This is a genomic window from Rhizobium sp. WW_1 (assembly GCF_003610155.1).
Taxonomy (GTDB): domain Bacteria; phylum Pseudomonadota; class Alphaproteobacteria; order Rhizobiales; family Rhizobiaceae; genus Rhizobium; species Rhizobium tropici_A.
Map to the genome: position 1 here is coordinate 284,892 of NZ_RAIN01000003.1, position 12,426 is coordinate 297,317.

The following is a 12,426-nucleotide window of genomic DNA, read 5'->3' on the forward strand; positions in this document are numbered from 1 at the left end:
TGCGGCAAGCTCGCCGCCCGCATGACGATCGTTTCAATTGTTCTGGAACTGTTTCAGCACGCTGGACCAGAGTTCGACCAACTCGGCGCTGCCGGTATCGCCCGGCTTCGCTCGTACGGCGGTGTGAACGAGAACCAGATGCGTTGTCGGATCGACGAGGATGCGCTGACCCGCCCGGCCATCCAGGAAAAACGTGCGGCGTGGACCGGGCATGAGCCAGGTCTGGTAGCCGTAGCCCCACGGGTTCGTCTCGTGATTGACCGCGAGGAACGAGCCTTGCTTGACCGGCTGCGTCGCGTCCAGCAGCCATTGGCGCGGGATGATCTGGCGGCCGTTCAAGGCACCGTCATGGGCGAGCAGCAAGCCAAAGCGGGCGTAGTCGCGGAGTGTTGCGCTGAAGCAGCAGTAGCCGACTTCCTGGCCTGTTCTGTCGACCTGCCAGTTCGCGCTGGCTTCCGCACCCATCGGCTGCCATATGCGGGTCTGGAGATAGTCCGACATCGACATATGGGTGGCGTGGGTCAATACGAGACTCAGCCCTTCCGTGTCGAGATTGCTATAGTGCCAGACCGTGTCGGGCGGGGCGACCCGCTTGTTGAACCGCGATACGGCCGTAATGGGGTCGAGCTTTTCCGGGCCGAGCAAGGAGTTGCTGAGCCGAACATTGTCGTCGGGATTGCCGAAATTTTCGGTGAAGGCAATGCCGGAGGCCATGTGCAGCAGCGCGCGGATCGGCGTGCTACCCATTTCGGTGCCTTTCAGCTCCGGCACATAGGTCTGCACGGTATCGTCAACGGAGTGAATGGCACCCTCGGAAATCGCAATCCCGATCATCATGCCGGTCAATGTCTTCGCCATGGATTGCGAGACGAGGCGGTCACGATCGGTGCGCCCATATTGATAGTGCTCGAACAGGATCGTGTCGTTGTGTGCGATCAGCAATCCCGTGGTGGGATTGGTATCGAGATATCTAGCCAGAGAGGCGGCTTCCTTGCCGAACGTAAACTTGACCGAAATCTCGGCTGCGGCGCGCAGCAGCGGCAGTGGGCGTTCGGCCGCAGCGATCGTATGCGTCGGGGCCAGCTGATCGGCGTGGCTGAAGTTACCGATCATGTTTTGCTGCTTGCCCATTGGTGGGTTTAGTGACGGGCCTGTGGGATAACCGAGTTTCTCACCATAAGCTTCGGCGTCCGGCCCGGTCGGAGAGAAGACGGGAACAGCTGCGTGCAACTGCTGGGCGTGAGCAATGCTTGCTTGAGCAACTAAGAATACAGTAAGAACGGCAACAAAACTACGCCAGGCAAGCATATGGCAACCCCTCTATTAGGCCCCTTTATTATTAGCGGGACAACCTAGTGCCGTGCTTTCGTAACATCTGTTTGACATGGTCTCATTTCCGATATCACAGCAAACCTATTCTTGTCATTGTGGCAGATGTGACTTGCTCTGTTCTGAACGTTCGGTTGGCTATTGCAGGAAAGCAAAAGAGCCCCGGTCAGATCGCGACCGGGGCTCTTTTTCATTGGAAGTGCTTGCTGATTTACTTGGCCGCCTGCAGAACGGCGACGCCCGGAAGGACCTTGCCTTCCATCCACTCAAGGAAAGCGCCGCCGGCCGTCGAGACATAGGTGAAGTCGTCGGCGACGCCGGCATGATTGAGCGCCGAGACCGTGTCGCCACCACCGGCGACCGAGGTCAGCTTGCCAGACTTCGTGCATTCGGCTGCATATTTGGCAACCGCGACGGTCGCGGCATCGAAGGGCGCGATTTCGAAGGCGCCGAGCGGACCGTTCCAGACGAGCGTTGTGGCGCGACCGATCCAGCTGTTGATCGCTTCGACCGATTTCGGGCCGACATCGAGCACCATGGCGTCGGCCGGGATGGTGTCGATCGCGACGACTTCGTTGTCGGCGCCGGCCTTGAATTCGCGGGCGACGACGCCGTCCTCAGGCAGAACGATCGCGCAGCCGGATGAAGCCGCCTCGATCATGATCTGCTTGGCGGTGTCGGCGAGATCATGTTCGCAGAGCGACTTGCCGACATTGGTGCCGCGCGCGGCGAGGAAGGTGTTGGCCATGCCGCCGCCGATGACAAGCGCGTCGACCTTTTTCACCAGGTTCATCAGAAGATCGATCTTGGTGGAAACCTTGGCGCCGCCGACGATGGCGACGACCGGGCGAACCGGATTGCCGAGGCCCTTTTCCAGGGCTTCGAGTTCCGCCTGCATGGTGCGGCCCGCATAGGCCGGCAAAAGCTGGGCGAGACCTTCGGTCGAGCAATGGGCGCGATGGGCGGCCGAGAAGGCGTCATTGACGTAGAGATCGCCATTGGCGGCGAGCGCCTTGGTGAAGGCTTCGTCGTTCTTTTCCTCGCCCTTGTGGAAGCGGGTGTTTTCAAGCAGCAGGATGTCGCCGTTGTTCATCTTGGCGACGGCGTCGGCGGCCGAAGCGCCGATGCAATCGGACGCGAAGAGAACGGCATGATCCAGAACTTCTTCCACGGCCGGGACGATGAGGCCGAGGGAGAGATCCGGGGAGGGGCCATCCTTCGGGCGGCCGAAATGGGCAAGCAGGATGACCTTGGCGCCCTTTTCCGACAGTTCGAGAATCGTCGGAGCGACGCGCTCGATGCGGGTCGCATCTGTGACTTTGCCATCCTTGACCGGCACGTTGAGGTCGACGCGAACGAGCACGCGCTTGCCGGTGATGTCGTTGAGATTGTCAAGGGTTTTGAAGGCTGCCATGGGAGGGTCCAATATTGTTGGTGGCGGAAAGTGCGCCGACCATACTACGGATGATCGGAGACGCAAGGCCAATCAGGCGTCGTTTTTTCCGGCAGTTGAATCGTTTGAAATGGCTTCATCAGCGCGTTCGCGGCGCTTGTGGAGATAGGCGCGGACGCTCTTCAAAATATCATGGAGATTGATGAAGATCGGCATGATGACGGGCGGCTCGACGGCTTCCAGCGACATGCCGACGGACTGGATGTGATCGTTTTCGTCGAGATCGCGGACGATGAGGATGATCTCACCCAAACGAATGCGATCCGCATAGTCGGCCTTGCCACCCAGGCGATGGCGCATCAGCTCGGCGATGGTGAGGCCCTTCTCCTGTTCGGTCAGCAGGCCAGGCCCATAGGCGGCATCGAGATCGGCGGCCGGGCGCAGCGGCGAGATCGAGAAGGCGCCGAAGAATTCGGCATCCTCGGGATCAACCGGTGCGCGGCTGGCGAAAAGGCGGTCGAGCAGGCGGGAATAATTGGGAGAGACGAAAAGGTAGACGATATCGTTTTCGCGCAGGCGTCCAGCATATTGATAGCGCATGGATTTGCCGTCGCGCACGATGAGCGACGGCGTTGCCCAGCGCGGGATGCGTTCGCCGCGAAGGACCGGGCTGTCTTTGACGACACGGTACGAGAGGAGCTCATGGTTGACGGTGCCGGGGAGGTCGACCTCGACCTTGTCGATCGCCCCCATGCGCGGGGGAACGATGAGGCCGAGCCTGCGCGCCATCGGCTTGATAGTCCATCCCTGGACGAGCAGCGACACCAGCACGACGATGAAGGCGACGTTGAAATAGGTCTGGCCTGACTGCAGGCCACCGAGGATCGGCATGATGGCAAGAAGAATGGAGACTGCGCCGCGCAGGCCGACCCAGGCGACGAAGCCGGTCTCGCGCTGGGTATAGTCGAAGGGCAGCAGGCAGAGCCAGACAGCGATCGGGCGGGCGATGAAAATCAGGAACAGCGCCAGCGCAACGGCGGGGATGGCGATTGCTGGAAATTCAGAGGGCGTGGCCAGCAGGCCAAGGACAAGGAACATGATGATCTGCGCCAGCCAGGTCATGCCGTCCTGAAAGCGCTTGATCGAGGCGGATGCCGGCAGCTTGCGATTACCGGCATAGATGCCGGCGACATAGACGGCCAGGAAGCCGCTGCCGCCGACAGCGCCGGTAAACGAGAAGACGAGGAGCGCCAGCGCCAGAACGAAGATCGGCGTCAGGCCGCGATCTGTTTCCAGACGGCTGACGATGAGGACGATCATCATGCCGCCGAGCAGGCCGAGAATGACGCCAAGCCCCATCTGCTGGACGAAGGTTGCGAGCATGGCGAGGTTGATGCCGGCATAGCCTTCGCCGCTTGCCAAAAGCTCGACCAGCGCCAGCGTCAGGAAGATCGCCATCGGGTCGTTGGTGCCGGATTCGACTTCCAGCGAGGAGCGTACCTTGTCACGGATATTGATGCCGCCGATGCGCAGCAGGAAGAAGACGGCGGCCGCATCCGTCGAGGCGACGATGGAGCCGAGAAGCAGGCCCTGCAGCCAGGTGAAGCCAAGCAGCCAGGTGGCGGCGAGCCCGAACAGCGCCGCCGTGACGATGACGCCGACGGAGGCGATGGTGATCGCGGGTGCTGCTGCAAGTTTGAAGGCCTGGATCGGCGTGCCGTAACCGGAATCGAAGAGGATGATGGCGAGTGCCAGAGAGCCAAGGATGTAGGCGAGATAATTGTTGGAGAATTCGATGCCGAGCCCGTCCGTGCCGGCGGCAAGGCCGATCATGAGGAAGAGCAGCAGCAAGGGAGCGCCGAAACGGAACGCAAGGAGGCTGGAGAAGGCTGCAATGAGAATAAGGACCGTGCTGATCAGCACGATGACGTAAAATGCCTCCACCTTGTCTTCCCCTTTCCGTGCGCCGCTGCTGGGGCCAAAGCCCGGAATGCCGGAAACCCCCAGTCTCCATCATGCCGCCGCGCCTGGCAAATTGGCAAACACGGAAATCGTTCGGAGGAGAGTTCAGACACCGAAACTCTTTCCGACGACTGTATCGTCATGGTGTGATGCGCACTGCCAGAACGGCAAAGCGGCGTGGAGTGCCCTGGGAGACGTCCAGCTCAAAATTTACTGGTAAATCTGGACCATAGCAGGGCAGAAGACGAAAAATATCGAAATGTTTTTAAGGCGATGCGGGGCCGTCGTAGCTCGCGTCACAGGGGTGATGGACGGGGCATTCTCCAAAATGACAATGCCGACGGCGCAGAAAACCGCACCGTCGGCATCAGGATAGATCCAGGCTCAGCCGTAATCAGATCAGCTTTGCGAAGGCAACGGCCGTGTCCGACATGCGGCTGGAGAAGCCCCACTCGTTGTCGTACCAGGAGAGGACGCGCACGAAGTTGCCTTCCATGACCTTGGTCTGGTCGGTCGCGAAGATCGACGAGTGGCTGTCATGGTTGAAGTCGCGGGAAACCAGCGGCTCGTCGGTGTAGCCGAGGATGCCCTTCAGCTTGCCGTTCGATGCAGCCTTGATGGCTTCGTTGATTTCGCCGACCGTCGTTGCCTTCTTGGAGACGAACTTGAAGTCGACGACCGAAACGTTCGGGGTGGGAACGCGGATCGACGTGCCGTCGAGCTTGCCCTTCAGGTGCGGCAGAACGAGGCCAACGGCCTTTGCAGCGCCCGTCGACGTCGGGATCATGGACAGGGCTGCGGCGCGGGCGCGGTACAGGTCCTTGTGCATGGTGTCGAGCGTCGGCTGGTCGCCGGTGTAGGAGTGGATCGTCGTCATGAAGCCGTGGTCGATGCCGACAGCGTCGTCGAGAACCTTCACGACCGGCACCAGGCAGTTCGTGGTGCAGGAGGCGTTGGAGATGACCAGATGCTCCTTGGTGAGCTGGTCATGGTTGACGCCGAAAACGACGGTCAGATCGGCGCCGTCAGCGGGAGCCGAAACGATGACGCGCTTGGCACCGGCCGTCAGGTGAGCGGCGGCCTTGTCGCGGGCGGTGAAGATGCCCGTGCATTCCATGGCGATGTCAACGCCGAGATCGCGGTGCGGCAGGGTTGCCGGGTCCTTGATCGCCGTGACCTTGATCGGCTTGCCGCCGCCAACGATGATCGTGTCGCCTTCGACCTTCACGTCGGCGGGGAACTTGCCGTGGATGGAATCGTAACGCAGCAGGTGGGCGTTGGTTTCGACCGGGCCGAGATCGTTGATGGCAACGACTTCGATGTCGGTGCGGCCGGATTCGACGATGGCGCGCAGAACGTTACGGCCGATACGGCCAAAGCCGTTGATGGCAACTTTTACAGTCATGAATGTCACTCCCTTTCACTCAGGGTGTTTATCTATTGGATTTGAGAGCGCTTGTCAGCGCCCTCAGGAAAGCTTTGCCTCGGCGGCGGCGACAACGGCTTCCGTCGTGATGCCGAAGTGCTTGTAGACGTCCTTGTAAGGAGCCGAAGCGCCGAAGCCCTTCATGCCGATGAAGGCGCCTTCCGGTCCGATGAAGGCATCCCAGCCTTCGCGAACGCCGGCTTCGACGGCAACCTTGACCGGCGAGTTGCCGATGACTTCCTTGCGGTAGGCGTCCGGCTGCTCGAAGAAGAGTTCGGTGCAGGGAACGGAAACGACGCGGGTGGAGATGCCCTTGCCTTCGAGAACCGTGCGGGCGGCAACGGCGAGTTCGACTTCGGAACCGGAAGCGAAGATCGTCACCTTGGCGTCGGCACTGCCGGCCAGCGTGTAGGCGCCCTGTTCGCAGAGGTTCTTCTCGCTGTACTCGGTACGGGCGGCCAAGAGGTTCTGACGGGTCAGTGCGAGGCCGGACGGACGGTTCGTCGTCTTGATGGCGATCTGCCAGCATTCGGCCGTTTCCGTAGCGTCCGCCGGGCGGAAGAGCTGGAAGTTCGGGATGGCGCGCAGGCTTGCGACCTGCTCGACCGGCTGGTGGGTCGGGCCGTCTTCGCCGACGCCGATGGAATCATGCGTCAGGACGTGGATGGCGCGGATGCCCATCAACGCAGCGAGGCGCAGCGGCGGACGGCAATAATCCGAGAAGATCAGGAAGCCGCCCGAGTAGGGGATGAGACCGCCGTGGAGCGCGATGCCGTTCATGGCAGCTGCCATGCCGTGCTCGCGGATGCCCCAGTGCATGTAACGGCCGGAGAAATCGGTCGGGGTGATCGACTTCATCTGGCTGGTCTTGGTGTTGTTCGACGGCGTCAGGTCGGCCGAGCCGCCGAGCGTTTCGGGAATGAAGCCGTTGATGACTTCGAGCGCGTCTTCCGATGCCTTGCGGGTTGCGACCGTCGGCTTGGTTTCAGCGAGCTTCTTCTTGTAGTCGCTGATGGCGGCATCGAAGCCGGCCGGCAGCTTGTGGTCGAAGCGGCGGGTGAACTCGGCCTTCTTGGCGGCGTCGGCTGCGGCAAGGCGACCTTCCCAAGCTTCGCGGGTGCCGACGGAACGTTCGCCGGCAGCACGCCATTCACCGAGGACGTCGTTCGGGATGACGAAGGGCTCGTAGGGCCAGTCGAGCGCGACGCGGGTTGCGGCAATTTCCTCGGCGCCGAGCGGCGAGCCGTGGACCTTGTGGGTGCCCTGCTTGTTCGGAGCGCCGAAGCCGATGATCGTCTTGCAGGCGATCAGCGTCGGGCGATCGGACTGATGAGCGGCTTCGATGGCGGCGCTGATGGCGGCCTGGTCGTGGCCGTCGACTTCGATCGTGTTCCAGTGAACCGCCTTGAAGCGCATGATCTGATCGGTCGAGTCCGAAAGCGAAACGGCGCCGTCGATGGTGATGGAGTTGTTGTCCCAGAACAGGATCAGCTTGTTGAGCTTGAGGTGACCGGCCAGCGCGATCGCTTCATGACTGATGCCTTCCATCAGGCAGCCGTCGCCGCACATGGCATAGATATGGTGATCCTGCAGCTCAGCGCCGAACTCTTCGCGCAGCTTGCGTTCCGCGATCGCCATGCCAACGGCATTGGCAATGCCCTGGCCGAGCGGGCCGGTGGTGGTTTCGATGCCCGTGGCGTGGCCATATTCCGGATGGCCTGCGGTCTTGGAACCGAGCTGGCGGAAGCGTGTCAGCTCTTCGACCGTCATGTCCGGATAGCCGGTGAGGTAGAGAACCGAGTAAAGCAGCATCGAGCCGTGGCCGGCGGAGAGGACAAAACGGTCACGGTCCGGCCAGAGCGGGTTCTTCGGATCGAAGCGCAGATATTTGCTAAAGAGAACGGTGGCGACATCAGCCATCCCCATCGGCAAACCGGGGTGACCGGAATTGGCCTTCTCGACAGCATCCATGGCAAGGAAACGGATCGCATTTGCCATCCGGTCGTTTTGTTCGCGAGAGATCATGGGTTTTTCCGCAATGTTCCGGGTTCGGGAGATGGCCGCACGCTTGGGAGGGAAGCCATCGGTTGAAAGGCGGGCAGAAGGGAGACAGACGGTCCTCTGAACTCCATTTTCAACGTCGCCTCAGACGGCTGAGACATAGCAGTTGGGGCGAGCAAGTCAATAAATCGAGGACCCAATCCGGGGCCGCTGCGGCAATTTTTTGACATTTGCCCGTTCACTTTTACAAAAGACGACAATCGTGCGACAAGGCCTGTGCAACCGATAAAGGCGGCATTCATCCACAGAATAGGGGGGGTGCCATATGACAGCCTTTATTGACGTGCTGTTGCCGAGTTGAATATTGTTGCGAAATCAGACAAGTGGCCGGATGTTTTGATTCGGGCCTTGCGCGGAGAAGCGAAGGGTATGACACCTTCAGGCAAAACGGTGGACGCGGCGCTCGCCCAATTGCGCCAGGCGCTTTCGACTTTGGAGAGTGCCGTTGACGGACGGTTCGAGCGGGAACGAGCACAGAGCGATATAGAAGGCGAGGTCCGAAGGGTTCATGCCGACCGGTCCCGTCTCGCCCAGGAATTGGACCAGGCCGAGTTCCGCGCGAACCGGCTCGAGGAGGTCAATCGTGAAGTGTCACGCCGGCTGGTTACGGCGATGGAAACCATAAGAGCCGTGCTGGACCGCTGATCCCTCGGGAGGCAGCCGTCGCAGTGCGGCAGTGATCGGAAAGTCGAATGGCACAAGTAACGGTAACGATCGATGGCAAAGCATACCGGATGGCCTGCGAAGAGGGTCAGGAAGACCACCTGACCGATCTTGCCAATCGTTTCGACCGCTATGTCATGCATTTGAAAAGCCAGTTCGGCGAGATCGGCGATCTCCGATTGACCGTGATGGCCGGCATCATGATCACAGACGAAGTGTCGGAGCTGACGCGGCGGGTCGCCGCGCTCGAAGCCGAGCTGGAATCTCTTACCAGCAGCCGGGATACGACGGTCGCGGCCAATGCCCGCGCCGAGGAGACACTCGCAAATGTCATCGACGAGGTGACGGCGCACATTCACGGCATCACCGAGAAGCTTCTGGCGCGGCCGGGCGTCGAGCAGGCTTGAGTTATTTCTGCGGAAGCCGGCAGCCGGCCTCTGGTGCGACGACGTAATCCGCTCTATATAGTTTTGGCGGTCTGCGCTTCCCGACAGGAACCACAATCCCTGGGGCCATACTCGATCCAAAGGGAGCTGTCCCTGACTAGGCCCGTGGGCCTGGACACACGGTGCCCACCTACGTTTGTAGGCACCCAGGATCGTAAACATCCATCGGTCGTCGTGGATCGCTCTTAAAATCTTCCTGGCTGATAGCCAAGGAAGGCGCCGCGCAGTTCTTTTGCCGCGCTGACGCCACTCCTCCTCCCCTTACACTTTCGATCGCAGATAAGCACCGCGCTCGAGCTCGGCCCGATTGGTCGCGCTGCGCAGCCGCAGCAGGTCCTTACGGGCGATGAGGCCGACGAGACGACCGGTCTGCGGTTCAACGACTGGGACGCGTCCCGTGTCGGCGTGGATCATGATGTCGGCGACCCGGCCGACAGTGTCCTCCGTGTGCGCGACCGGAAGAGACGTATCCGAGATCACGTCATAGAGCGATTGATCCATAAGACCCGGCTCGTTCTGCCAGCGCAGGGCGTCGGCGCGCGAGATCATGCCGACGAGGCGATCGTTCTCAGCCACGACGGGATAAAAGCGATGGGCATCCGGTCGCTCCGTCATCTGCGCCAGTGCTTCCGACAGGCGCATGGAGGCGGGCAGGGTGTCGACCTTGGCGATCATGATGTCGCGGGCGCGGGTCAGCTCGAACGGATCGATGCCATATTCTCGGGTGATGTGCTGGCCGCGACGGGCGATCTTTTCGGTCAGGATCGATCGTTTCAACAGCAGGACCGTGACGGCATAGGCTGCGACCGTTGCCGCCAGCAGGGGCACCAGAGCGCTCGTATCTCCGGTCAATTCGACGGCGAAGAAGGTGCCTGTCAGCGGCGCGCGCATCGTGCCGCCCATCATTGCCGCCATGCCGAGCATTGCCCAGAAGCCGGGATCGCCGGGCAGGACAAGACCGACCAGCCAGCCGAGCGCGCCGCCGAGGATCAGCAGCGGCGCGAGCACGCCGCCCGATGTGCCCGAGGACAGTGCCACCAGCCAGATGCCCGCCTTGACCAGCAGGATTGCCAGCACCGCGCCGACGGCGATGCGGCTGTGCAGGAGATCGGCGATGATGTCGTAACCCACACCGAGGGCGCGAGGCTCGATCAGGCCGCCGAGTCCGACGACGAGGCCGCCGAGGGCCGGCCACCACATCCAATGGATCGGCAGTTTCTCGAAGGCGTCTTCGATCTTGTAGAGCAGCGTCGTCAACAGGCCGGATTGCAGGCCCGAGATGATGCCGAGGCCGGCGGCGAGCAGAATGCCCCACCAGGAAAGCGCCATTTCGAAATGGGCGGGGAAGAGCGCGCCGCTGCCGATCAGCAACGGACGCCAGACGACCGAGACGCAGGCCGCGACGGCGACGGGGATGAAGCTGCGCGGTTTCCATTCGAACAGCAGCAGTTCGACGGCGAGCATGACGGCCGCGATCGGCGTGCCGAAGACTGCCGTCATGCCGGCTGCGGCGCCGGCGACGAGAAGGGTCTTTCTTTCGGCAGCACTGAGATGGAAGAGCTGCGCAAAGAGTGAGCCGATCGCGCCCCCGGTCATGATGATCGGACCTTCCGCACCGAAGGGGCCGCCGGAACCGATCGAGATTGCCGATGACAGGGGTTTCAGCACCGCCACCTTCGGCGACATGCGGCTGCCGCCGATCAGGATTGCCTCGATGGCTTCGGGAATGCCGTGGCCGCGGATTTTTTCCGAGCCGTAACGCGCCATCAGGCCGATGACGAGACCGCCGAGGATGGGAGCGACGACCATCCAGGGCGAGCGTGCCACCATGGCGAAGGACAGCGGCTCCGTGCTGATCTTGAACAGCCAGACGGCATTGCTGACGAGCGCGATGAGATTGATGAGCACCCAGGCGGCGAATGCACCGCCGGTGCCGACGACGAGCGCCATGGCAATCAACATCAGGACGCGCCTGTCCGTGGTGAAATCGCCATTGTCCTTGCGGGAGGCCCCGCCGGAGAAATCGTGACTGTGACTTTGTGAGGTGGGCGTGTCCTGCATTGGCGGCCTTCTGTGCCAGAGCGCTTTCGCTTTTCTTCGAACAGCGAAAGCGCTCAATCTTCCTGTTTCACGCATTCCGGACGGAAAACCGCTGCGCACGTTTCCTGGAAATGCTCTAAGCGCGCGACCATCTTTTAGCCGCTCTCCGCTTCGAGATGGCAAATATATCGTAATGCGATATAAATCAACTAGGACCGCGAATTGCGGCAATGAGGACGATTTGATGGTGCAAGGCGTGGACAAAACTCTTTCGCAGGCGGATTACGAGGCGCTGGCGACATTGCGCTACACGCTGCGCAAGTTCATGGATTTCAGCACCTCGGCCGCGCATGAGGCGGGCCTGCCGCCGCAGCAGCATCAGGCATTGCTGGCGATCAAAGGCAACGGCGCAGGAGAGGCGATGACGATCGGCATGCTCGCGGAAAAGCTGCTGATTGCGCCGCATACGGCAACGGAGCTTGTGGGACGGCTGATCGATGGCGGCTACGTCACCCGACACCCCGATCCCACGGACAAGCGCCGCCAGACGCTGCAATTGACGGAAAAGTCCGAAGAGGTGCTGCAAACGCTCAGCTCGATCCATCTGGTCGAAATCCGCGATATGGCGCCGCGGCTGATCAAGATCCTCACTCAGCTTCAAGCGGGCGTGCTGATCGAAGACTGAGCGCCGGCAAATTCTCATTCGCTCGATAGTATACGCGAAGAGCGGTGGCGTCGGTTCGCTGCTCCTCGCCGCCGCCTCAAGCTTCCAGATCCTTTTTCAGCTGATCGAGGATCGAGAGCGCATGGCCGGCATAGGCGCTGATCCAACGGTCGTGAATCTGTTTGATCGGCAAACTGTTCAGATGGTTCCAGCGTTCGCGGCCGTCCTTTTTGGCGATCACGAGATCGGCTTCTTCAAGCACTTTCAGATGCTGCATGACAGTGCAGCGATCCATGTCGGTGAAGGCCTCGCAGAGCATGCCGGTCGTGCGCGGCGCGTCCTTGAGCATGTCGAGGATTTCGCGTCGGCGACGATGCGCAAGGGCCTTGAAAATGAGGTCGCTGTCTGATTCGTTTGACATGTTATGTTTTTATAACATAAT

10 protein-coding genes and 1 other RNA gene are annotated in these 12,426 nt (G+C 61.2%); 4 read left to right on the plus strand and 7 right to left on the minus strand.

Annotated features, from left to right (window positions below):
- Window positions 1-33: 33 nt before the first annotated feature.
- The 5 genes from BJ928_RS11575 to tkt form a co-directional block, all read right to left on the minus strand.
- Complete coding sequence (locus tag BJ928_RS11575; RefSeq protein WP_245432285.1) at window positions 34-1,113, minus strand: serine hydrolase; 1,080 nt, start codon at window positions 1,111-1,113, stop codon at window positions 34-36.
- Between the two features lie 427 nt (window positions 1,114-1,540).
- The gene (locus tag BJ928_RS11580) at window positions 1,541-2,743 is read right to left on the minus strand and encodes a phosphoglycerate kinase (protein WP_047629091.1); all 1,203 of its coding nucleotides are present in this window, start codon (window positions 2,741-2,743) and stop codon (window positions 1,541-1,543) included.
- 72 nt (window positions 2,744-2,815) lie between these two features.
- The gene (locus tag BJ928_RS11585) at window positions 2,816-4,666 is read right to left on the minus strand and encodes a potassium/proton antiporter (protein WP_047629092.1); all 1,851 of its coding nucleotides are present in this window, start codon (window positions 4,664-4,666) and stop codon (window positions 2,816-2,818) included.
- Window positions 4,667-5,078: 412 nt separating this feature from the next.
- A complete protein-coding gene (gene gap, locus BJ928_RS11590) occupies window positions 5,079-6,089 on the minus strand; it encodes a type I glyceraldehyde-3-phosphate dehydrogenase (protein ID WP_047629093.1) in 1,011 nt (336 codons plus the stop codon).
- A gap of 63 nt (window positions 6,090-6,152) precedes the next feature.
- Window positions 6,153-8,135, minus strand: a complete 1,983-nt coding sequence (tkt, locus tag BJ928_RS11595) for a transketolase (RefSeq protein WP_047629094.1) — start codon at window positions 8,133-8,135, stop codon at window positions 6,153-6,155.
- A 405-nt stretch (window positions 8,136-8,540) separates the two neighbouring features.
- Between tkt and BJ928_RS11600 the strand changes: the two genes are divergently transcribed.
- The 3 genes from BJ928_RS11600 to ssrS all read left to right on the plus strand — a co-directional run bounded on the left by BJ928_RS11600 (window position 8,541) and on the right by ssrS (window position 9,465).
- A complete protein-coding gene (locus BJ928_RS11600) occupies window positions 8,541-8,816 on the plus strand; it encodes a DUF4164 domain-containing protein (protein WP_015341018.1) in 276 nt (91 codons plus the stop codon).
- 47 nt (window positions 8,817-8,863) lie between these two features.
- On the plus strand, window positions 8,864-9,241 hold the full coding sequence (locus tag BJ928_RS11605) for a cell division protein ZapA (RefSeq protein WP_047629095.1): 378 nt from the start codon (window positions 8,864-8,866) through the stop codon (window positions 9,239-9,241).
- 65 nt (window positions 9,242-9,306) lie between these two features.
- Window positions 9,307-9,465: non-coding RNA, 6S RNA (gene ssrS, locus BJ928_RS11610), on the plus strand.
- 76 nt (window positions 9,466-9,541) lie between these two features.
- Here the strand turns inward: ssrS and BJ928_RS11615 are convergent.
- Window positions 9,542-11,341 carry a chloride channel protein gene (locus tag BJ928_RS11615; protein WP_047629096.1) on the minus strand — a complete coding sequence of 600 codons (1,800 nt, stop codon included), beginning with the start codon at window positions 11,339-11,341 and terminating at the stop codon, window positions 9,542-9,544.
- 223 nt (window positions 11,342-11,564) lie between these two features.
- Here BJ928_RS11615 and BJ928_RS11620 point away from each other — a divergent pair, with 223 nt between their 5' ends.
- Complete coding sequence (locus tag BJ928_RS11620) at window positions 11,565-12,005, plus strand: helix-turn-helix domain-containing protein (RefSeq protein ID WP_047629097.1); 441 nt, start codon at window positions 11,565-11,567, stop codon at window positions 12,003-12,005.
- 76 nt (window positions 12,006-12,081) lie between these two features.
- Here the strand turns inward: BJ928_RS11620 and BJ928_RS11625 are convergent, their stop codons facing one another.
- The gene (locus BJ928_RS11625; protein WP_047629098.1) at window positions 12,082-12,405 is read right to left on the minus strand and encodes a helix-turn-helix domain-containing protein; all 324 of its coding nucleotides are present in this window, start codon (window positions 12,403-12,405) and stop codon (window positions 12,082-12,084) included.
- Between the last annotated feature and the right edge of the window lie 21 nt (window positions 12,406-12,426).